A 20,570-nucleotide genomic window follows, 5' to 3' on the forward strand; every position below is an offset into this window, starting at 1 on the left:
GGGGAGGTGGCGCCAAAGGCGACGGAGGGGGAGGATGCGAATCCAACGAGTTGGCCGCCGTCCTCCCCCTCCGTCAGCTAAAGCTGACACCTCCCCCTGGCGGGGGAGGATGAATTACGGCCGCACCTGCCCGCTGCCGCGCACCAGCCATTTGTAGGTGGTGAGCCCTTCGAGCGCGACGGGGCCGCGCGCGTGGAGGCGGCCGGTGGAGATGCCGATTTCCGCGCCCAGCCCGAACTCGCCGCCATCGGCGAACTGGGTCGAGGCATTGTGCATCACGATCGCGCTGTCGACTTCGGCCAGGAAGCGATCGGCGGTCGCCTGATCCTCGGTCAGGATCGCGTCGGTATGATGCGAACTGTGAGCCGCGATGTGCGCGAGCGCGCCGTCGATCCCGTCGACGATCGCGACCGACACGATCGAATCGAGATATTCGGTATCCCAGTCGGCGGCGTCCGCCGTCATCACCAGCGGGCTGATCGCCTTGGCGGCGGCATCGCCGCGCACCTCGCACCCGGCCTTGATCAGCGCATCGATGATCGGGCGGGGTTCCTGATAGGAACGATCTATCAAAAGCGTCTCGGTGGCGCCGCACACACCCGTCCGCCGCATCTTGGCGTTGACGACGAGGGGGAGCGCCTTGGCCGGATCGGCCGCGCGATCGACATAGAGGTGCACGATGCCGTCGAGATGGGCGAGCACGGGCACGCGGGCTTCGGCCTGCACACGCGCGACCAGGCTCTTGCCCCCGCGCGGCACGATGATGTCGATCAGCCCTTCGGCCGTCAGCATCGCGCCCACGGCGGCGCGATCGGTGGTGGGGACGAGCTGGATCGTGTCGGCGGGAAGGCCTGCCGCGCTCACGCCCGCGACCATCGCCGCGTGGATCGCCCGGTTGCTCGATGCCGCTTCGGATCCGCCGCGCAGGATGCAGGCATTGCCCGACATCAGCGACAGCGCGCCGGCATCGGCGGTCACGTTCGGGCGGCTTTCGTAGATGATGCCGATCACGCCCAGCGGCACGCGCACGCGCTGCAGGATCAGGCCGTTGGGGCGCTCGGCCTCGTCGATGATCCGGCCGACGGGATCGTCGAGCCCGGCGACGGCTTCGAGGCCGGCGGCCATGCCCTCGATCCGATCGGGATTGAGCGTCAGCCGATCGATCATCGCGGACGACAGGCCATTGGCCTGCGCCTGCGCGACATCGGCGGCGTTGGCGGCCAGAATCGCCGGTGCGGCATCGCGGATCGCGGCGGCGGCCTTACGCAAAGCCTCGGCCTTCGCGGCGGTTGGGGTACGCGAAAGCAGCCCGCTGGCCACGCGGGCGCGGGCGCCCATGTCGGCGATCAGATCGGCGGCGTCGATGGGCCGGGCGAGGGTGGCTGCTTCCGTCATGCGGGCGCGTCTATCATGGGCGCGAAGGCCGCCCAACCCCACTCGCGCTTGATCTTCGGCAATGCTAGCTTTGGCGCATGACGGGGGAATTCGAAGCGGTCGCCGACATGGCGACGGGGGCGCTTGCGAAGCGGGCGATCGACGGCGGCGATCATGGCCACGGCGACCATGACGGCGCGTGTCTGAACTGCGGCACCGATCTGGTCGGGCCGCATTGCCACCAGTGCGGGCAATCGGGCCATATCCACAAGACCGCGCACGCGCTGTTCCACGATATCGCGCACGGCGTGTTCCACTTCGAAGGGCGCACCTGGCACACGCTGCCGATGCTGTTCACCCGGCCGGGCGAGCTGACGCGCCGCTATATCGACGGCGAACGGGTCAAGTTCGTCTCGCCGATGGCATTGTTCCTGTTCTCGGTCTTCCTGATGGTCGCGACCTTTTCGCTGGTCGGTGGGCCGACCGGATCGAGCAATGCCGAAAATCGCGCCGTCGCGAACGAACAGGCGCGCAAGACCGACGATGCGCTGGGCAAGGAGGAGGCCAAGCTGGTCGGCCTGAAGGAGAAGCGCGCGACGCTGAAGGGCGATATGCGCGAGGCGAAGGAACTCGATATCGAGATCGTCGCGACCGAAAAGACGCTCAACACGATCCGTCTCGCCCAATCGACCCAGGCGGTGTTCAGCGGCGGCACGATGAAGGTCAACAAGGTCGAGCTGGAAACCGGTTTCGGCTGGATCGATCGCGCGGTCGAACATGCCACGCAGAACCCGGACCTCACCTTCTACAAGCTCCAGTCGAGCGCGTATAAATATAGCTGGGCGCTGATCCCGATCTCGATCCCGTTCATCTGGCTGCTGTTCGCCTTCCGCCGCGACGTGGGGCTGTACGATCACGCGATCTTCGCGACCTATTCGCTGTCGGCGATGACGCTGATGGTCGTGGCGCTCAGCCTGTGGTCGGCGACGGGGATCTGGCAGGCGCTGGTCGGCTGGGTGCTCGTCTTCTTCCCGCCGTGGCACATGTATCGGCAGTTGAAGGGGGCGTACGGCCTCAGCCGGGGCGGCGCGATCTGGCGCACCGCCTTCCTCATTTTCTTCGCCTACACATCAGCCTTCCTGTTCGTGCTGATGCTGCTGGCGATGGGGCTGAGCCACTGATCTTGTCGGTCCTCCCCCGGCGGGGGAGGTGGCAGTCCGTAGGACTGACGGAGGGGTATTAGCCGGCAGCGATGACCTTGTGGAGAGCTACCCCTCCACCGCTTCGCGGTCCCCCTCCCCCTCCGGGGGAGGATTAAAGGTCAGGGCTTGGGCAGCTGGCAGGCGGGCAGGGTCTTCAGCTTGGCGATGTCGGCGCAGGAGCGCGCCTGGGCGCTGCCGTCGGGGCCGATGAAGACGCCATAGTCGCCGCCTTTGGTGCAGCGCGCCGACCACATGGTCAGGTTCTTCCAGCGGCCCTGCAGCTTGACGATCGTCACCTTCTGGCACGCGCCTTCGTTGTCGAGGATCGCGCGGCGGATGACGGCCTGCTTGCGGATTTCGGGCAGCTTGGCGAGCTGCGCGCTGTAACCGTCGACCAGGACTGCCTGGGCCGGAACGGTGAGGGCGGCGGCCGCGAAAGCGGCGAGGAGCGGGGCGAACTTCATCGGCCTATCCTAGACACAAAAGAGCCGCGGCGCACGGGGGCGTCGCGGCTCATGCTCGAGAACTTTATCGGGCTATAGCGACTGGCTGATCTTCTTGCCCGCGAACAAGGCGAGGAGCGCGAAGATGATGAACAGCGCAACCGCGATGAAGAACAGAATCTTGGCGAGGCCGACGAACGCGCCGCCAACGCCGCCGAAGCCCAGCGCACCCAGCACAAGCCCGACGACGAGAAAGATGAGTGCCCATTTCAGCATCATGCGTCTCCCGAAATGATGTTCGGGAATTCAAACGACGTGAATGGCTTAGGGTTCCGGCGGGATTCAGATTTCGCCGGGTGCGCGCGCCTTGATGGAAAGCGCGTGGATACGCTCCTTCATCAGATCGCCGAGTGCCGCGTTGACGGCGCGCTGGCGGGCGACGCGGTTCTGGCCGGCGAAGCTGTCGGCGACGATCTCTACGGTGAAGTGGCTTTCGCCGCGCGCATCATGGCCGGCATGGCCGCGATGATGATCGCTGTCGTCGATCACGTTCAGATGCGACGGGGCGAGCGCCGCGGTGAGGCGGCGCGTGATTTCGGTGGCGACGGGGCCGGTGGGATTCTGGGTCATCCTCCCTATATAGGCCGTTTCCGCGAAGAGAGGCGAGATTGGACGACGAAGGGGTGAAGCGCCGCGCGGGGCCGCGCTTCCACGGACGAATCGAAGGAACGAGCCGCCTGTGCGCGGAGCCGGGCTGCGAACAGCCGGGCGAGTTTCGCGCGCCTGCCGTCGGCGGATCGCGCGGCGGCTTCGACGGGCCGGGCGAATATCGCTATCTGTGCCTCGATCATGTCCGCGCGTTCAACGCGGGCTACAACTTCTTTTCCGGCATGAGCCCCGAACAGATCGAGCAGCAGCAGACCCCCTATGCGGGGTGGGAGCGCGAGACGCGCGCCTTTTCGCCGCGCGCGGGGGAAACGCCGCGCTGGGCCGATTTCATCGATCCGCTCGACGCGATCGGCGCCAAATTCGCCCGCGCGGCCGAACGCGAGCGGAAGGACGGGCGCGAGCTGAGCGAGGGCGATCGCAAGGCGCTCAAGGTGCTCGGCCTCGACAAGGATGCCGATCGCCGCGCGCTGCGCAGCCGCTACGCCGAACTCGTTCGCCGCTTTCATCCGGATCGGAATGGCGGCGATCGCAGTCATGAGAAAGCTTTGCAGGACGTGATTTCCGCTTATACGCAGTTGAAAGCCCGTCCCGCCTTCGCATGAGCAGCATGATGACCGACTTGCCGAACACCCAGCCCGACAGCCGCACCACCACGGTGCTCGAGGCGCCCGACAAGATGGTCAAGGTGCGCGAATTGTTCGGGATCGATTCGGATATGGAGGTGCCCGCCTTCTCCGAAGCCGATGAGCGCGTGCCCGATCTCGACCCCGCCTATGTGTTCGATCCGGATACGACGCTGGCGATCGCCGCAGGCTTCGCGTTCAACCGCCGCGTGATGATCCAGGGCTATCACGGCACCGGTAAGTCGAGCCATATCGAGCAGGTTGCCGCCCGCCTGAAATGGCCGTGCGTGCGCATCAACCTGGACGCGCATATCAGCCGTATCGATCTGGTCGGTCGCGATGCGATCGTCCTGAAGGACGGGCAGCAGGTGACGGAGTTCCGCGAGGGTCTGCTCCCGTGGGCGCTGCAGACGCCGACCGCGATCGTGTTCGACGAATATGATGCGGGCCGCCCCGACGTGATGTTTGTGATCCAGCGCGTGCTGGAAACCGAGGGTAAGCTGACCCTGCTCGATCAGAATCGCGTGATCCGGCCGAACCCGTGGTTCCGCCTGTTCGCGACCGCCAATACGGTGGGCCTGGGCGACACGACCGGCCTCTATCACGGCACGCAGCAGATCAACCAGGGCCAGATGGACCGCTGGAACATCGTCGTCACGCTCAACTATCTGCCGGCGGCGACCGAGGCGCAGATCGTGCTCGCCAAATCGGGCGAATATGACAAGCCGGACGGCAAGAAGGTGGTCGAGAACATGGTCAAGGTGGCCGACCTGACCCGCCAGGGCTTCATGGCCGGCGATATCTCGACCGTGATGAGCCCGCGCACCGTGATCAGCTGGGCGCAGAACACGCTCATCTTCAACGATGTCGGCTTCGCCTTCCGCCTCTCGTTCCTGAACAAGTGCGACGAGAGCGAGCGCGCGCTCGTCTCCGAATATTATCAGCGCGTGTTCGGCAAGGATCTGCCGGAAAGCGTCGTCGGGAAAGCCTGACGCCTTAGAGGGGTTGCCCATGTCTGAAGTCGCCGAAGCGCCGCGCCTGTTGCCGCTCACGGGCGGGTTCAACCTGCGCGACATGGGGGGCTATGCTACCGCAGACGGCCGCCGGGTGAAGCGCGGCATGCTGTTCCGATCGGGCACGATGACTTTGCTGACGTCGGAAGACGAGGCGCATCTGGTGTCGCTGGGTATCCGCACCGTGTGCGACCTGCGCCGCCCCGGCGAGCGTGATCGCGAGCCGACGCGCTGGTGCGAGCCGGCCGGCATCCACTATTTCGCGCGCGATTATGCCGAGGCTTCGGGCGTGCTCTCCGAACTGCTCAAGCAGGGGAAGGGCGGCGCCGAAGGGATGCGGCAGGCGATGATCAACCTGTATCGCGATATCCCGCAGGATCATGCCCCGTCCTATCGCCACATGTTCGCCCGGCTGCTGGCGGGCGAGGCGCCTCTGCTGTTCAACTGTTCGGCGGGCAAGGACCGGACCGGCTTCGGCGCGATGCTGATCCTCCACGCGCTGGGCGTGCCGCGCGAGACGATCCTGGAGGATTATCTCGACACCAACACCCATGCCGATTTCCAGCGGCTGTTCGACGGTGGCGCGGCTTCGGTGAAGCGGATGGCCGAGTTCGATCGCGCGATGCTCGCCCCGGTGATGGCTGCCGATGCCGATTATCTGGCGTCGGCCTATGATCATCTCGATGCGCAGCATGGGGGCGTCGACGCCTATCTGGCCGATGTGATCGGCGTCGGGCCGTCGGAACGCGAACGCCTGATCGCACTGCTGGTCGACTGATGGCCGAACGTTCCCCGATCGAGGCGTTTCGCGAGGTGCTGGGCGGCACGGCGCGCGCCGTGGCGCGCGAGCCCGAGCTGGAGCTGAGCTTTACCGCCGAAGCGCCATCGGCTTCGTACAAGCAGATCCGCGTGCCGATGCCGCCGCGCAACCTGCCCGCGCAGCAGGTGGCCGAGGCGCGCGGCTTTGCCGATGGCTTCGCGCTGAAGATGCGGCACCACGACGCCGGGCTGCACGAAAAGGGCGCACCGTCCGAGCCGGTGGCGCGCGCCGTCTATGACGCGGTCGAAAATGCGCGGGTCGAGGCGATCGGCGCCAAGGCGATGGTGGGGATGCGCGCCAATCTGGGCGCGGCGCTCGACGTCCGGATCAAGTCCGATCCGTTGGTGCGCGCGCGCAGCCGCGAGGAAGTGCCGCTGTCGACCGCCGTCGGCCTGCTGGTGCGCGAACGGCTGACCGGCGAGGCGCCGCCCGCGATCGCCGAAAACGGCCTGTCGATGGTGCGCGAATGGATCGAGGAGAAGGGCGGCGCCGATCTCGACGCGCTGAGCCTCGCGATCGACGATCAGCGCGCCTTCGCCAAGCTGGTGGGGCGGCTGTTGGAAGATCTCGACCTGATCGAAGGCGAGATCCTGCCTGAAAACGAGCCGTTCGATCAGGATCAGGGTGAGGAGGAGCAGGAACAGGACGGCGAGGAGCAGCAGGAAGAAGGCGACGAAGAGGGCGGATCGTCCGACTCCCAGATGGAGATGCGCTCCGACAAGTCCGAACAGGGCGAGGAGGAAGGCGAGCAGCGCCAGATGGACGAGGACGACATGTCCGAGATGGAAGGCGAGATGGGGGATGATGGCGAGGAGGGCATGATGCCCGTCCGCCCGAACCGTCCGCCGGCCGACCTTTTCCCTGGCTTCGACTATCACCCCTATACGACGCGCTTCGACGAGGAGATTGCGGCGACCGAATTGTGCGACGAGGAGGAGCTGACGCGCCTGCGCGCCTACCTCGACCAGCAGCTCGTCCATCTGCAGGGCGCGGTGACGAAGCTCGCCAACCGGCTCCAGCGCCGGCTGATGGCGCAGCAGAATCGCAGCTGGGATTTCGATCAGGAGGAAGGGCTGCTCGATGCCGCGCGGCTGGCGCGCGTCGTGATCAACTCGACCCATTCGCTCAGCTACAAGATCGAGCGCGACACCGATTTCCGCGACACCGTCGTCACCCTGCTGATCGACAATTCGGGATCGATGCGCGGGCGGCCGATTTCGATTGCGGCGATCTGCGCCGACATCATGGCGCGCACGCTGGAACGCTGCGCGGTGAAGACCGAGATCCTCGGCTTCACGACGCGCGCGTGGAAGGGCGGGCAATCGCGCGAGGCGTGGCTGGCGGCCGGGCGTCCGCCCGCACCGGGGCGCCTCAACGACCTGCGCCACATCCTCTACAAGAAGGCCGATGAGCCGTGGCGGCGTGCGCGCAAGTCACTGGGCCTGATGATGCGCGAAGGGCTGCTCAAGGAGAATATCGACGGCGAGGCGCTGATGTGGGCGCACAACCGGCTGATCGGGCGGCGTGAGGAGCGCAAGATCCTGATGGTGATCTCGGACGGTGCGCCGGTCGACGATTCGACGCTGTCGGTGAACAACGGCTCCTATCTGGAGCGGCACCTGCGCCAGGTGATCGGCTGGATCGAGAACAAGTCGCCGGTCGAACTGGTCGCGATCGGCATCGGCCACGACGTGACCCGCTATTATCAAAAGGCGGTGACGATCATGGATGTCGAACAATTGGGCGGCACGATGGTCGAACAGCTCGCGGCGCTGTTCGACACCTGATCACCGCACGACGCCCCGCGGGGGCGGATCGAACCACCCCGTAACGCATTGAGTCCGCTTCCCGATCAGGAGGCGAGCCATGACGAAATACGGATATAAGCTCATGACCGAGGAGCATGGGCCGAAGGAGCTGGTGCGCAACGCCGTGCTGGCGGAGGAGGCGGGGTTCGACTTCGTGTCGATCTCCGATCACTTCCATCCCTGGCTGTTCTCGCAGGGGCATTCCCCGTTCGCATGGAGCGTGCTCGGCGCGATCGCGCATGCGACGTCGAAGATCGGGATCGCGACCGGGCTGACCTGCCCGATCATCCGCTACCATCCCGCGATCATCGCCCAGGCGGCCGCCACGATCGCGGTGATGAGCGACGACCGGTTCACGCTGGCGATCGGCGCGGGCGAGCGGCTCAACGAACATGTCGTCGGCGCACACTGGCCCGCGACGATCGAGCGGCATGCGATGCTGGGCGAGGCGATCGACATCTTCCGCCTGCTCTGGGACGGCGGGGCGCGTAGCTGGACCGGCAGTTATTACGATATCGACCATGCGCAGATATTCGAAGTGCCGGCCAAACCGATCCCGATCGTCGTCGGGGTCAGCGGCGATCATTCGGTGGCGCTCGCCGCCGACAAGGCGGACGGCATCATGACGACCGAGCCGAACGCCGAACTGGTCGACGGCTTCCGTTCGCAATCGGCGAAGAAGGGGCCGGCTTATTCGGAGGCTTTGCTTGCCTGGGCGCCCACCAAAGAGAAGGGGCTGGAAATCGCGCATGAGCGATTCCGCTTCTCGGGCCTCGGCTGGGCAGTGAACAGCGAATTGCCGACCGTCGAAGGGTTCGAGGCGGCGACGCAATATATCCGGCCAGAGGATCTGGCGGATTCGCTATCGGCGGGGCCGGATGTCGGGCCGCATGTCGATCAGGTGCGCAAATATACGGCGGCCAATTACGATCATGTCGTGCTGACGTCGCCGGGGCCGGATCAGGAAGGCTTCATTCGTTTCTTCAAGGATGAATTGCGGCCCGCATTGGGCTGAGGCCGATTCCGGCGGATGGAGGACCATCCGCCGGCAAAAGGCAGCTTAGTTGGCGCCGCGGGCGACCGACGTGCCGCTGTTGGCGGCGGCGATCATCGCTTCGGTCTTGACGCTGGCGGCGGCCTTGGCGTCACCGGCGCAGGCGGTGTCGACCGCGCCGTTGCTGAAGGTGCAGGCGCTGGCGACGGCCTGGTTCACACGCGCGCGCAGCTCAGTCTGATCGGCGCGGTTGGCGAGGTTGAGATCGTTGGTGCGGACTTCGCTGCTCTGGACGAGCGCGGCACCGGTCGAACCGGCCACCTCGATCTGGCTTTCGGCGGCGAAGGCGGAAGTAGAAAGCAAAGCGGCGCCGAGCAGCGCCGACGCAAACATGGTCTTGGTCATAATAGTCTCCTGCAAACGCGGCCCCTTTGTTTGGGTTGGGCCTTACGTTCATGCCGGTCATTTGGGGGCGGCCGGCACGCGGGATATAGAATCACCTCGACGACGAAACAATGACGTAACTGTTTGATTCGATTGCGCGTTGCAGCATCGCAGGTGCAACGCAGAAACGACTTAAAGACGTTCGATCAATGCTTTCGCTGCAGCAGGCGCGCGCTCCTTGGCGCCATTGATCATGAATAAAAAAACGTCGCGATCACGCTTTTCGGCGGGTTTGGGGGCCGCATGGGGCAGATCGGCGGGGTCTTCGCCCGCCTGCCAGCCCTTCACGACGCCCGCCCAGCGATCGAGCGCGGCGGAGTCGTAGCCGGTGGGCACGTCGGGGGCGGCGTCCTGAAGTCGCGCATAGACGAAGTCGGCGGTCAGATCGGCGACCATCGGATATTTGGCATGATCGGCGAAAACGATCGCCGCGCCGTAGCGCCGCGCGAGATCGACGAACTCCGGACAGACGAAGCTTTCGTGCCGCACCTCCAGCGCGTGGCGGAGCCGCAGCCCGTCCAGCTCGGGCGGAAGCAGCTTGAGGAAGGCTTCGAAATCCTCCGCGTCGAACTGCTTGGTGGCCATGAACTGCCACAGAATCGGGCCGAGCCGATCGCCGAGGCGGGTGATGCCCTGGTTGAGGAATTTGGCGACCGATTCCGCGCCCTCGCCCAGCTTCTTGCGGTTGGTGGCGAAGCGCGACGCCTTGACCGAGAAGATGAAGCCATCGGGCACCGTTTCGGCCCATTTGGCGAAGCTTTCGGGCTTCTGGCTGCCATAATAGGTGCCGTTGATCTCGATCGCGGTCACTGCGCGCGACGCGAATTCCAGCTCACGCGCCTGCGCCAGCCCCTTGGGATAGAAATTGTCGCGCCACGGCTCATAGGTCCAGCCGCCGATCCCGACATAAGCCTTGCCCGCCATTCACGCTCTCCCAAGCCGTTCGGGGCGCATCAAAACGAAAGGGGCGGGAAACGGCAACCCGTTTCCCGCCCCCCGCGATGCTTTGCCCCTAAGGGAAAGGATTAGCCGTTGACGGCATCCTTGAGCGCCTTGGCCGGGGTGAAACCGACCTTCTTCGACGCCGGGATGGTCAGGGTCGCGCCGGTGGCCGGGTTGCGGCCTTCGCGCGCCGGACGGGCGGTAACCTTGAACTTGCCGAAGCCGGGGAGCGACACTTCATCACCCTTCACCGCTGCGTCGGTGATGATCTTGAGGGCGGCGTCGATCACGCGCTTGGCGGCGGCCTTTTCGATGCCCTGGTCCGCGGCGACGGCGCCTGCGATGTCGGCAGTGTTCATGTCAGCTCCTGCTTTTACTCTTGAAGGGTTTGCGCCAGTGGGCAGCGCAAGGCGCCCCTTGTGCGCGGGCTTTTCAGGCGGGGCAATCCGAAAAGCGACAAGTGCGCACCAAAATGCCGACAAAAAAGCCCATTTCCGGGCCGATTACTGATTAACGATCGTCAAACACACGAAATGTGCCTGCAATGACCTGCGCAATCGATCGATCGGGTCAATCTTCTGTCGGGCTGGCGATCAGTTTGTCGATGCGACGGCCGTCCATGTCGACGATCTCGAATCGCCAGCCCTTATAATCGAAGCGTTCGCCCGTGGACGGCAAGTGCTTGAGCCGCCACAGGGCGAAGCCGGCAACGGTCGCGAAGTCGCGATCCTCGGGCAGTTCGAGGCCGAGCCGGTCGGCCAGGCTGTCGGCGGCATAGGATCCGGAGACGAGCCAGCCGCCGTCGGGCCGCTCGACCAGCGGCGGATCGGTATCCTCGTCCTGATCGGAGGCGAACCCGCCCGCGATTGCGGCCAGCAGGTTGGCGGGGACCACCAGCCCTTCGAAATGGCCATATTCGTCGTGGATGAAGGCAACCGGGGTTTCGGCCTCGCGCAGCGCCTTCAGCGCGTCCATCGCGTCCATATGATCGGGCAGGAAAATCGCCTTGCGCAGCAAGGCGCGCAGATCGAGCGGTTCGCCCGCCAGCAGCGCGCGGACAAGATCGCGCGAGTGGACGACGCCGATAATCTCGTCGACCGATCCTTCGGCCACCGGCATCCGGCTGTGCGGCATATCGGTGATCGTCGCGCGGATCGTCGCCTCGTCGGCGTTGATGTCGATCCATTCGACTGCGGTGCGCGGCGTCATCACCTCGCGCACCGGGCGATCGGCGAGGCGGACGACGCCCGAGATGATCGCGCGCTCATTCTCCTCGATCACGCCCGCGCTCGATGCTTCGGCGACGATCAGATGGAGTTCCTCGGCCGTGACATGGTTCGCGGATTCGCGATCGAGGCGGAGCAGCTTGAACACCAGCGCGCTCGATTGATCGAGCAGCCAGACCAGAGGCGCGCAGAGACGCGACAGGCCCCACATCGGCAAAGCGACGGTCGACGCGATGAATTCAGGCGATCGCAGCGCGAATTGTTTGGGCGCCAGTTCGCCGATGATCAGCGTCAGATAGGTGGTCAGCGCGATCACCAGGCCAAAGCCCCATTCGGGCGCGACCGAGGGCGGCACGCCGATCAGGACCAGCCGCTCCGCGATCGGCTGCCCCAGGCTGGCACCCGAATAGGCGCCCGAAAGGATGCCGATCAGGGTGATGCCGATCTGGACGGTCGACAGGAATTTGCCCGGATCCGCCGCCAGTTCGACCGCGCGCCGTGCGCCGGTGCGGCCGGCGCGCGCCATCGCCTCCAGCCGCGGCTTGCGCGACGAAACGATGGCGAGTTCGGACATGGCGAAGACGCCATTGAGGGCGATCAACGCGATGATGATGGCGAGATCGAGCCAGGGAAATGGCGAGGGGGAGGGTGTTTGCGGCATGGCGCTGCATGCCTAATGCCGCGAAACGGACGTTTCGGCAATGATCAGTCGCGTCGTGCCGCAAAGAAAGCGCGCAACTGGGCCGCCGCCTCTGCCTCGCCGATGCCGCCATAGACTTCAGGATGGTGATGGCAGGTCGGCTGGCCGAACAGGCGGGGGCCGTGAACGACGGCGCCGCCCTTGGGGTCTTCGGCCGCGAAATAGACACGGGCGATGCGGGCATGGGCGATGGCGCCCGCGCACATCGCGCACGGCTCCAGCGTGACCCACAGGTCGCAATCGCCCAGCCGTTCGGCGCCCAGCACCTCTGCGGCGCGGCGGATCGCGACCATTTCGGCATGGGCGGTGGGATCGAGGCCCGCGCGCATCGCGTTGGCGGCAGTGGCGACCACGACATCGTCGCGCATGATGACCGCGCCGACCGGCACTTCACCCTTGCTCGCAGCTTCGGCGGCGAGGTCGAGTGCCATGCGCATGGGGGCGGGCAGGGGAAACGGCATCGCTGCCGCCTACCCCACCCGCAGATTTCTAGCGAATCGGAATTCGTTCGGGGATGAGCAGCAGGAGCACCGCAAACAGCGCCCCCGGCAGCCATCCCACGATCGTCAGGACCACGCCCAGCCAGAAGGCCGGGGTGATCCCGCGATCGAGGAAGATGCCGAGCGGCGGCAGCAGGATCGCCGCGATCAGCGTGACGATCCCCGGCGAGGCCCGATTACTTCCAATCTGACCGCCGTCGACATCGAACTGCCGCGCCACGGATTAATTGGCCTTCTGAACGTCGACGGTCGGAACCTTGACGGTTTCTTCCTTCGTGGTGACGTCGATCTTCGGAACCGTGACGTCGCTATTCTTGGTGCCGACCGAAACCTTGGCCGTATCGACGTCGAACGCCGGGGCCTGACCGCCCGAGACGCTGACTTCGGGCATGCTGCCCTGCTTGGTCTGGTTGATGTCGACCAGGCCGAAGGCGAAGGCCGCGATCACCGCCAGCACGGCGATGACGGCGACGATCAGGCCGACGCGCGCACCGCTGGACCGGGCCGGATATTCATTATAATGTTCACGGGTAGCCATGACGATGTTTCCTTCGCTGCCAAAGTGAAGCTGGCGGGAAGAACGAGTCATTGCCGGTTCGGTTTCATCGACCCGCCTTGCCGTGGGTTGACGAATCTCTGCGCGGCCATTATCCGCCGCCACTTTCCGGGCTAACCAGATCATTCGGGACGAAGAACAATGTCGCGCATTTGCGAGCTTACGGGCAAGGGCCGTCAGGTGGGACACAATGTCTCCCACGCCAACAATAAGACCAAGCGGACCTTTCTGCCGAACCTGCAGAACGTGACGCTGCTTTCGGACGCGCTGGGCAAGGGCTTCCGCCTGAAGGTTTCGACCCACGGCCTGCGTTCGGTCGAGCATGTCGGCGGCCTCGACAACTGGCTGCTCAAGACTTCGGACACCGACCTGTCGCTGCGCGCACGTCGTCTGAAGCGCGAAGTCTCCAAGAAGCTTCAGGCAGCCGCCTAAGCTTTCTGCGAAGCCCGCTTATGAAAAGGCCGGGTCGCCCCAATGGGGTGGCCCGGCCTTTTCGTGTTTGTTTTGGGCAGGTTCAGCGTAGCTGAACCTGCGGCGGGGGGGGGGGGGCCGCGGGGCCCGGTGCCGCACCATCCGCGTGAGCGGATCAAGCAAACCGAATCACTTCTCTTCGAGCGCGAACTTCATCAGCAGCGTCTTTTGAATCCCGTTCTGATTGTCGTCCGAGATCAGCCAGAGAATCGTGCGGCCGCCTTCCTGCGTGACAGACAGGCCTTCCATATTGTCGATGGTCAGCGGCGGGCGAATCTCGGCTAGCAGCGTGCTGGGGACGGTCTGGCCCGGCTTGATATCCTTCGGATCGAACACAGTGACCGCCGCCCACATGCCGTCCGACAGGCGGAAATGCCGGTTGAGGACGACCAGGCGACCGTCGGGCAGCTGTGCGGCGTCGGTGGGCGCATAATTTTCGGGCGGGCGATAGCTGAACGCGATCGGCGCCGAATCGGGGGCGGTCGGATCCTTGGGGAATAAAAGCGCCGGATGCGGCTCTGGCGCGTCCTGCTTGCCTTCCTGAATCGTGATGAAGCGCCCGTCGCTCAGGCGCGCCAGGCTTTCCGGCCCCTCGTTCGACGGCCATTCGGCCATTGCGGCGGGGCGGGCCGATGCCTCGGCTTTGGCGAAGCCCGGCGCGAAGCGGTAAATGGCGTTATATTGTTCGAAGCCGACCCACATGCGCCCGGTGGCGGGATCGACCGCGAGCGATTCGGAATCGCGATCCGATTTCGCGCCGGTGCGCCCCGGATAATCGGGCAGGCGGCCGAAGCGCACATCCTCGATCGCGCCCAGCGCCGCCATGTGGAAGCCCAGATACTCCCCGGTATCCGCGAGCGCCGCGAAGACATTGCCTTTGACGTGGAGCGCCGAATAGCCGCCGAAGCGCGGATTGCGGCTGTTGAGCACCCAGCCCGAAAGATAGCGCAGCGACCCCACCTGAACATGCGCGGGATCATTGGGATCGAGCGGCACGGCTTCGGCCGTCACATGATCGATCGTGGGATCGGGCAGCGACGCCGTACCCGTCAAAAGCCATGCGATCGCAGCGAGGGCAGCCCTTTGCATGGCGGCTTTCTAGCCGCTTGTCGCGATGGCCGAAAGCGTCCGCGAAGCTGAACGCCGGCCAACGAGCGCGTTCAGCATGGGGTCACGCGAATCATGGAATAAGGGTCTCATCGAAAAGGCCGATGAGGCCGTCGAGTCCGCGAGGAGAGCGGGGCAGAGCCCCAAGGCGTTCCCCGCTCGAGTGAAGGAGAAAGGTTATGTTGCGTAAGTTCCTGACTGGCCTCGCCGCTTCCGCCGTCGCGCTGACCGCGGTTGCCCCGGTCGTCGCCGAAGCCCAGCCTTATTATGGCCGTGGCGGTTACGAGCAGGTCCGTCATTATCGCGATTATGATCGCCGCTATTATGGTGGCCGTGGCTATGACCGTGGCTATTATGGCCGGGGCTACAATGATCGCCGTTATTATGGTGGCCGTGGCCGCTGCCGCGACAAGGGCACCGGCGGCACGATCATCGGTGCGATCGCCGGCGGTCTGCTCGGCAACGAGATCGGCAATGGCCGCTACAACGATCGAGACGGCACCACCGGCGCTATCGTCGGCGCAGGTGTCGGCGCCCTCGCCGGCCGCGCGATCGATCGCAACTGCTAAGGTTTAAAGTTTAACGGTCCCCGGGTGGCGTACTGGGGAGAAGGCCGTCGTCCTCCGGAAGGGGCGGCGGCCTTCACCGTATCTGCGTCAGGCCGGCGCGCCGCTGCCCTTGAGCATGCGGACGAAGCGGCCGAACCGATCGCCCCCGCCCGGCGTCATCGCCAGATTTTCAGGATGCTGTCCGGCCGCGCGCATGGCTGCGGTCGTTTCCCTCAACCGCTCCGACAGGAACACCGCCAGCGCACGATAGAAGCGCGCGGCGAATTCCGGCTCCCGCTCGAAACGTTCGAGGATCGCGGCACGCGGGATCGCGAGCAACTCGACCCGATCGACCGCCACCACCGATGTCGAGGGCGGCTGCCGCTCGACGAAGGACATTTCGCCGATCACCGCGCCTTCGCCCAGGGTGACGACCGGCGTCCCATCCGCCTGCACGACCGACAGGGTGCCGCGCGTCACGAAGAACAGATCCTCCAGCGCGGTGCCGGCCTTCACCAGCCGCTCGCCCGATTTCAAGGTGCGCAACTTGCCCATCGACAACAGCCAGACCATGTCGGCGTCGCCAAGCCCTGCCACGATATAGTGCGTCTTGCCCATGATCGTCCCCGCCGGCGATCCCTGCCCGTCTCCGGCCCTGAATTCATTGTGCGCAAGCGAACAAGGATGCGCAACGGCCCGCGCGACGAAAGGCGGCCAAATCCGCCCTATTTTTCGTCGAACGGCGATGCATCCCGCGAATAGGGGACGAAATCGGGACAGGCGATCAACTTAACGCTTTTCGTGACGGCCCCATTACTCATAAACTGGGCGCCTTCGGGGGAAGAAGATGACTACGGTTGATCGCAAGCTCGCGGCGATTCTCGCGGCGGATGTCGTCGGCTACAGCCGGCTGATGGGCCTGGACGAGGAGGGGACGCTCGCCAGGGTGAAACTCTACTTTGACGGGCTGGTCCGTCCGAAGGTCGCCGAATATCGCGGCCGCGTCGTCAAGACGACGGGCGACGGCGTGCTGGCCGAGTTTCAGAGCGTGGTCGACGCCTTCCGCTGTGCGGTGGAGATCCAGCAGCGCGCCGATGGCGGCAATGTCGGCCTGCCCGCCGATCGCCATATCCAGCTGCGCATGGGCATCAATGTCGGCGACATCATCATCGACAGCGATGGTGATGTGTTCGGCGACGGCGTCAATATCGCCGCCCGGCTGGAGGCGCAGGCCGAAGCCGGCGGCATCTGCATCTCCGGCCGCGCGCGCGACGATCTGCGCTCGATCAAGGTGCGTTTCCACGACGATGGCGAAGTGCGGCTGAAGAACATCGCGCAGCCCGTCCATGTGTACAGCCTGTCGGCGGAGGCGGTGCGCACCGGGCGGCTGGGCATGTCGAAGCGCGCGCGCCGTAATTCGATCCGTGCCGCGATCGCGGCGGGCGTCGCGATCGTCGCGATCGCCGGCGGGCTGTTCGCCTGGCAGCGGCACAGCACCGATCCCGACGCCTTCATCGCGGCCGAGATCGATCGCATCCCCTGTTCGTGGCTGCGCGTCGCCGAACATTCGACGCTGGACGGCGAACAGGTCTTCGCGCTGGCCGGCGCCTCGCGCTCGGCGCCCGATGCGCTCGCGCGCCAGATCATCGACGATGCGGCGGCCAAGGGCGTGAAGATCCAGCGCATCGAAACCAGCGGGGTCGCCCCCCTCGTCCCGCAGCAATGCGGCTGGATCGAGAAGATCAAGGCCTACCGCTATCAGGGCATTCCGCGCCTTTCGGTGGCCGGCGGATGGCAGCGCACCGATGCGGGAACCAGCGCGTCATTGGCGGTCGAGGTGAAGCGCCTGAAGCCGCATTTCCAGATCTACGGCATCTCGCCCGACGGCAGCGCCGGGCAGCTGGGCGACGAAGCCGCAGTGAATGCGGGCGCCGCCACCGCCGACGGCAATCGCACCGTGCCGCTCAACGCCGATCATTCGGGCTGGTCGGGCCTCGTCCTCGTCGAATCGGACAAGCCGATCGCGCCGGGCACGGTCGAAAGCGTGCTCTCGCAGACGGTGGGCGGGGACCAGTTCGACGAAATCGCCAAGCGTGACGATCAGCGGTTCGAACTGCTCTGGGTCAACGTGCCGCAGCTTTAAGCAGGCATTTTCCGGACTGGCGGCATCGCGTTGCAGATATCGACCGCGCCGGCGGGCCGGATGAAGAAATCGTCCTTGCGGTTCGCGCGCGCCGTCACCCATTCGCCGAAGGCCGGGCTGGCGCTGTCGAACAACTGATAATGCGGGCGCTGCGCGGCGGGCAGATCGGCGGCGATCGTCGCGCGCACGATCGCGGGGCGGGGGGCGCCTTCCTTGTAGAAGCCCAGCGCCTCGGTCCCGCGCGGCAAGGCCGTCAGCGCCTCGATCCCGTCGAGCACGCGGCCGACCGCGGCGATATTGCGCTCCAGATGGCGCGGCGCATGGCCCGTGACGGTGTAGAGTTCGGCGCCGCTCCCGGTATCGGGCGCCATGCCGCGGCCGACGCCGACCATGCCGTAACAATGCGTCAGCCACGCTGCCTTGCCGTCGCTCGCCACCGGCCAGCCGCCGACATGGCCGGTCGTTTCGGCATAGGCATCGCGATAGCCCAGCGGGCGCAGCGTCAGGCCCGCCAGCGATCGCTCATATTCGGCGGGTGTCGGGGTGACCATCCCGGCGGGCAGCGGCTTTGTCTCGGTCGCGTCGCCCCATTGGACGACATAATTGTCCTGCACGCGGTTGACGGTGATCCCCGCAAACCATCCGGCGCGGGTCAGCGCGCGGATATTGGCGACATGGACCGGTGCGAAATCGGGCGCGAGCGCGATCACGACGCGCGCGCCGCTGTCGAGATCGAGCAGCAGCAGATCCTCGTCGGGCACCGCCTTCCATGCCGAAGCGGGGGCGGCCGCCAGTATCTCCGCCGACGTCTTCGGCTTGGCCGGCGCCGTCTGGGCGAAGGCCGTCGCCGCGAACAGCAGGGGCAAAGCGGACAGGATGTGGCGGGGCGCGATCGTCATCCCCCGATCATGGCACGCCGCCGCGCCTTGCGGAAGCGGCCCCGAGGCGATAGGAGCGCGCGTTCCAGAGCAATGCGGAGCGGTGGCCGAGTGGTCGAAGGCGCTCGCCTGGAAAGTGAGTATACGTCAAAAGCGTATCGAGGGTTCGAATCCCTCCCGCTCCGCCAAAAATCCTTATAAAGCAATGTTTTAGACAAAAATATGGGCGCTATGCCCATTTTGATGCCCATTTTGAAATTGGCTTTCCGCGGATGTCCGCGAACGATCACGGCACCAAAAAAGCATGGGCGCTTGTGCGGCATATTGGGTGGGCTGAGGCGCTAGGCGATTCTCGCTAGCAGCGGCGCCGTCTGCGCGAGCGCACAATATCGCCTGAACTCGCACGCGAAGGGCTTGTGGCAATGCTCGCCTGTGTCGCGAAACACCTCCGCCCCGCGGATTGAAACGCTGGCATCGGTAGCCACATTGGGACGCCGCGCTAATTGCCGCCGCATCGAGCGCGTTACGTCGGCATCCTGGAAGCGAACCGCAGCGATGTCGGGCCACCGCCAGTCGGGCGCGCTCTCAAGGTGACGGATGACCGCCTGTGAGATGGTGACGCCACAGCTCCGCATGATCCAAACCTGGGTCGCGATGTCAGCCAGTTGATAGGGTTTGACGCGAGGTGATGCCTTGACCTCAATCGCACGCCAGCCGCCTTCACCATCGGGGTCGAGGATGTCGACACGGCACAGCACATTATCGTGGAGGAACGTCGCCTCGAAGATTGGCTTGGGCTGCGCCATTGCGAGCAACTGCGCCGTCCGATCAATCGCTGCCTGCATATCGGGCACAGCATCGACCATGATCCCGTCAGGATGCGCTAGGAGCGCCTTGTGACCGACCTCATGCCCGAACTGGAAGCGGGCGAGCGTCTCAGGGTCGAATTGTCCGACATGGCGGCGGTGCACCTGAAGCCATAGACGCCGCGGACAATGTTCGAAGGCTGCGATCTTCGACTTGGACAGCCGATATTTGGTGAGGCTCTCGCTCATGCTGCGAGCCTCTGGGGCACTGCCCCTTCACAAGCTCCAGACCCCTCGCTGGCAAGCCCGATCAGATAGTCAGCAGCCGCCTGCGCCTTGCTCGCCGCCGTCAGGATTGCGCGCGGATCATCGGCCAGGATCCTGAGCCAGGACGCGACATAAGGCGCATGGTCCGTGCGCGGCTCACAGCCAAGCTGGAGGTGCCCGACCGTGAAGGCTGCACCGAGTTCGGCGACCAGCTCTTCCATCGCATAAGCTTCAGAACCAAAGCGCCCCGTCAGATCCCGATCGAGCCGCGCCTTTGCGCCTGACCAATGGACCAGCTCGTGGGAGAGCACCGCATAATAGGCTTCAGCCGATCGGAAGGCCCCGAAGGATGGCATCGAGATGAGGTCAGCGCGCGGATCGTAGAAGGCGACGTCCCCGCCTTCCCAGATATCGGCAGGTTGGGCACGGAAGAAGGTCTCAGCCGCCTCAATCCGAGCCGAGGATGAGAGCCCACTATCAGGCGATGCGTAGCCATCGACCTGATCAGCATTGAAGACGTGGAAGGCACGCGCCAGCAGGCGCTGCTTCTCGCCCTCTCCATCCTGGTCTTCGGTCTCCCTCGCATCGATGGGCTTCCACAGCACGACACTGGTCGCGCGCTCGCCCTTGCGCACCTGCGCGCCCAGCGCTGCCCATTGGCGATAGGTCGCCCAGCGCCCCGACGTGAAACCCCGACGGCTGGCTTCGGCCCACAGCAGCAAGGTGTTGATCCCGCGATAGGACCGGTTGGTCAGCGCATTGGCGGGCGCTCCAATGCCGGCGCCCAAATGCCAAGGCATTCGGCACGTCCCCACACCCGCTTCAATCGCAGCGATAATGTCCGCTGTGATCCGTTGATACAGGTCCATCTTCATCCACGCTCTCCGACCATTGCGGGGAAAGGTTCGTGGAAGGCGGCCCTAAGTTTACCGGTCGAGCATATTGTCTCGCCGAAGGACCTGCATTCTAGTTCGGAGAGATGCGCGGCTTATAATTCTGACCCATTTTGCAAAATTTGCGCATTGAGCTATACACA

25 protein-coding genes and 1 tRNA gene are annotated in these 20,570 nt (G+C 65.3%); 10 read left to right on the forward strand and 16 right to left on the reverse strand.

Annotation, left to right across the window (positions count from 1 at the left end; all coding sequences use genetic code 11):
- Positions 1-114 precede the first annotated feature (114 nt).
- A complete protein-coding gene (locus EOD43_RS02960; protein WP_127740948.1) occupies positions 115-1,395 on the reverse strand; it encodes a glutamate-5-semialdehyde dehydrogenase in 1,281 nt (426 codons plus the stop codon).
- A 77-nt stretch (positions 1,396-1,472) separates the two neighbouring features.
- Here EOD43_RS02960 and EOD43_RS02965 point away from each other — a divergent pair, with 77 nt between their 5' ends.
- Positions 1,473-2,555 (forward strand): DUF3667 domain-containing protein, encoded by a 1,083-nt coding sequence (locus EOD43_RS02965; RefSeq protein ID WP_127740950.1) that lies wholly within the window; start codon positions 1,473-1,475, stop codon positions 2,553-2,555.
- 140 nt (positions 2,556-2,695) lie between these two features.
- Here the strand turns inward: EOD43_RS02965 and EOD43_RS02970 are convergent, their stop codons facing one another.
- The 3 genes from EOD43_RS02970 to EOD43_RS02980 all read right to left on the reverse strand — a co-directional run bounded on the left by EOD43_RS02970 (position 2,696) and on the right by EOD43_RS02980 (position 3,649).
- Complete coding sequence (locus tag EOD43_RS02970; RefSeq protein ID WP_127740952.1) at positions 2,696-3,040, reverse strand: hypothetical protein; 345 nt, start codon at positions 3,038-3,040, stop codon at positions 2,696-2,698.
- A 72-nt stretch (positions 3,041-3,112) separates the two neighbouring features.
- The gene (locus EOD43_RS02975) at positions 3,113-3,295 is read right to left on the reverse strand and encodes a DUF1328 domain-containing protein (protein WP_127744591.1); all 183 of its coding nucleotides are present in this window, start codon (positions 3,293-3,295) and stop codon (positions 3,113-3,115) included.
- Between the two features lie 66 nt (positions 3,296-3,361).
- Positions 3,362-3,649, reverse strand: coding sequence for a BolA family protein (locus EOD43_RS02980; protein ID WP_127740954.1), 288 nt, complete (start codon positions 3,647-3,649; stop codon positions 3,362-3,364).
- Between the two features lie 38 nt (positions 3,650-3,687).
- Between EOD43_RS02980 and EOD43_RS02985 the strand changes: the two genes are divergently transcribed.
- From EOD43_RS02985 to EOD43_RS03005, 5 genes are all read left to right on the forward strand, one after another.
- On the forward strand, positions 3,688-4,290 hold the full coding sequence (locus EOD43_RS02985) for a J domain-containing protein (protein WP_127740956.1): 603 nt from the start codon (positions 3,688-3,690) through the stop codon (positions 4,288-4,290).
- Positions 4,291-4,298: 8 nt separating this feature from the next.
- Positions 4,299-5,303: a cobaltochelatase subunit CobS gene (cobS, locus tag EOD43_RS02990; protein WP_127740958.1), complete on the forward strand. Its 1,005-nt coding sequence runs from the start codon at positions 4,299-4,301 to the stop codon at positions 5,301-5,303.
- A gap of 19 nt (positions 5,304-5,322) precedes the next feature.
- Positions 5,323-6,102: a tyrosine-protein phosphatase gene (locus tag EOD43_RS02995; protein WP_127740961.1), complete on the forward strand. Its 780-nt coding sequence runs from the start codon at positions 5,323-5,325 to the stop codon at positions 6,100-6,102.
- Positions 6,102-7,931 carry a cobaltochelatase subunit CobT gene (gene cobT, locus EOD43_RS03000; RefSeq protein WP_127740963.1) on the forward strand — a complete coding sequence of 610 codons (1,830 nt, stop codon included), beginning with the start codon at positions 6,102-6,104 and terminating at the stop codon, positions 7,929-7,931. Before EOD43_RS02995 ends, cobT begins: the two co-directional genes overlap by 1 nt.
- A gap of 79 nt (positions 7,932-8,010) precedes the next feature.
- Entirely contained in the window at positions 8,011-8,967 is a 957-nt protein-coding gene (locus EOD43_RS03005; RefSeq protein WP_127740965.1) for a TIGR03557 family F420-dependent LLM class oxidoreductase, read from the forward strand.
- A 45-nt stretch (positions 8,968-9,012) separates the two neighbouring features.
- On the opposite strand, the gene EOD43_RS03010 is transcribed toward EOD43_RS03005, so the two are convergent.
- The 7 genes from EOD43_RS03010 to EOD43_RS03040 all read right to left on the reverse strand — a co-directional run bounded on the left by EOD43_RS03010 (position 9,013) and on the right by EOD43_RS03040 (position 13,296).
- The gene (locus EOD43_RS03010; protein WP_127740967.1) at positions 9,013-9,351 is read right to left on the reverse strand and encodes a UrcA family protein; all 339 of its coding nucleotides are present in this window, start codon (positions 9,349-9,351) and stop codon (positions 9,013-9,015) included.
- Positions 9,352-9,522: 171 nt separating this feature from the next.
- Positions 9,523-10,314: a DUF72 domain-containing protein gene (locus tag EOD43_RS03015; protein WP_127740969.1), complete on the reverse strand. Its 792-nt coding sequence runs from the start codon at positions 10,312-10,314 to the stop codon at positions 9,523-9,525.
- Between the two features lie 101 nt (positions 10,315-10,415).
- Entirely contained in the window at positions 10,416-10,736 is a 321-nt protein-coding gene (locus EOD43_RS03020; RefSeq protein WP_276318196.1) for an HU family DNA-binding protein, read from the reverse strand.
- A gap of 166 nt (positions 10,737-10,902) precedes the next feature.
- A complete protein-coding gene (locus EOD43_RS03025) occupies positions 10,903-12,219 on the reverse strand; it encodes a hemolysin family protein (RefSeq protein ID WP_127740973.1) in 1,317 nt (438 codons plus the stop codon).
- Between the two features lie 44 nt (positions 12,220-12,263).
- On the reverse strand, positions 12,264-12,719 hold the full coding sequence (locus EOD43_RS03030) for a nucleoside deaminase (protein ID WP_127740975.1): 456 nt from the start codon (positions 12,717-12,719) through the stop codon (positions 12,264-12,266).
- A gap of 28 nt (positions 12,720-12,747) precedes the next feature.
- Positions 12,748-12,978 carry a YqaE/Pmp3 family membrane protein gene (locus EOD43_RS03035; RefSeq protein ID WP_240653057.1) on the reverse strand — a complete coding sequence of 77 codons (231 nt, stop codon included), beginning with the start codon at positions 12,976-12,978 and terminating at the stop codon, positions 12,748-12,750.
- Positions 12,979-12,981: 3 nt separating this feature from the next.
- Complete coding sequence (locus EOD43_RS03040) at positions 12,982-13,296, reverse strand: hypothetical protein (protein ID WP_206363480.1); 315 nt, start codon at positions 13,294-13,296, stop codon at positions 12,982-12,984.
- A 159-nt stretch (positions 13,297-13,455) separates the two neighbouring features.
- On the opposite strand from EOD43_RS03040, the gene rpmB reads away from it, so the two are divergent.
- The gene (gene rpmB, locus EOD43_RS03045; RefSeq protein ID WP_127740977.1) at positions 13,456-13,746 is read left to right on the forward strand and encodes a 50S ribosomal protein L28; all 291 of its coding nucleotides are present in this window, start codon (positions 13,456-13,458) and stop codon (positions 13,744-13,746) included.
- 168 nt (positions 13,747-13,914) lie between these two features.
- Here the strand turns inward: rpmB and EOD43_RS03050 are convergent, their stop codons facing one another.
- On the reverse strand, positions 13,915-14,874 hold the full coding sequence (locus EOD43_RS03050) for an esterase-like activity of phytase family protein (RefSeq protein WP_127740979.1): 960 nt from the start codon (positions 14,872-14,874) through the stop codon (positions 13,915-13,917).
- Between the two features lie 197 nt (positions 14,875-15,071).
- Here EOD43_RS03050 and EOD43_RS03055 point away from each other — a divergent pair, with 197 nt between their 5' ends.
- Positions 15,072-15,461 (forward strand): YMGG-like glycine zipper-containing protein, encoded by a 390-nt coding sequence (locus tag EOD43_RS03055; protein WP_127740981.1) that lies wholly within the window; start codon positions 15,072-15,074, stop codon positions 15,459-15,461.
- A gap of 87 nt (positions 15,462-15,548) precedes the next feature.
- On the opposite strand, the gene EOD43_RS03060 is transcribed toward EOD43_RS03055, so the two are convergent.
- Positions 15,549-16,058 (reverse strand): Crp/Fnr family transcriptional regulator, encoded by a 510-nt coding sequence (locus EOD43_RS03060; protein WP_127740983.1) that lies wholly within the window; start codon positions 16,056-16,058, stop codon positions 15,549-15,551.
- Between the two features lie 229 nt (positions 16,059-16,287).
- On the opposite strand from EOD43_RS03060, the gene EOD43_RS03065 reads away from it, so the two are divergent.
- Positions 16,288-17,583 (forward strand): adenylate/guanylate cyclase domain-containing protein, encoded by a 1,296-nt coding sequence (locus EOD43_RS03065; RefSeq protein WP_127740985.1) that lies wholly within the window; start codon positions 16,288-16,290, stop codon positions 17,581-17,583.
- On the opposite strand, the gene EOD43_RS03070 is transcribed toward EOD43_RS03065, so the two are convergent.
- Positions 17,580-18,482: a peptidylprolyl isomerase gene (locus EOD43_RS03070; RefSeq protein ID WP_127740987.1), complete on the reverse strand. Its 903-nt coding sequence runs from the start codon at positions 18,480-18,482 to the stop codon at positions 17,580-17,582. The genes EOD43_RS03065 and EOD43_RS03070 overlap by 4 nt on opposite strands.
- 76 nt (positions 18,483-18,558) lie before the next feature.
- Between EOD43_RS03070 and EOD43_RS03075 the strand changes: the two genes are divergently transcribed.
- A tRNA-Ser gene (locus EOD43_RS03075) sits at positions 18,559-18,649 on the forward strand.
- A gap of 153 nt (positions 18,650-18,802) precedes the next feature.
- On the opposite strand, the gene EOD43_RS03080 is transcribed toward EOD43_RS03075, so the two are convergent.
- Both EOD43_RS03080 and EOD43_RS03085 read right to left on the reverse strand, forming a co-directional pair.
- Complete coding sequence (locus EOD43_RS03080) at positions 18,803-19,516, reverse strand: hypothetical protein (protein ID WP_127740989.1); 714 nt, start codon at positions 19,514-19,516, stop codon at positions 18,803-18,805.
- Positions 19,513-20,409: an ArdC family protein gene (locus EOD43_RS03085; protein WP_127740991.1), complete on the reverse strand. Its 897-nt coding sequence runs from the start codon at positions 20,407-20,409 to the stop codon at positions 19,513-19,515. Before EOD43_RS03085 ends, EOD43_RS03080 begins: the two co-directional genes overlap by 4 nt.
- Between the last annotated feature and the right edge of the window lie 161 nt (positions 20,410-20,570).

The organism is Sphingomonas crocodyli (genome assembly GCF_004005865.1).
GTDB classification, from domain to species: Bacteria; Pseudomonadota; Alphaproteobacteria; order Sphingomonadales; family Sphingomonadaceae; genus Rhizorhabdus; species Rhizorhabdus crocodyli.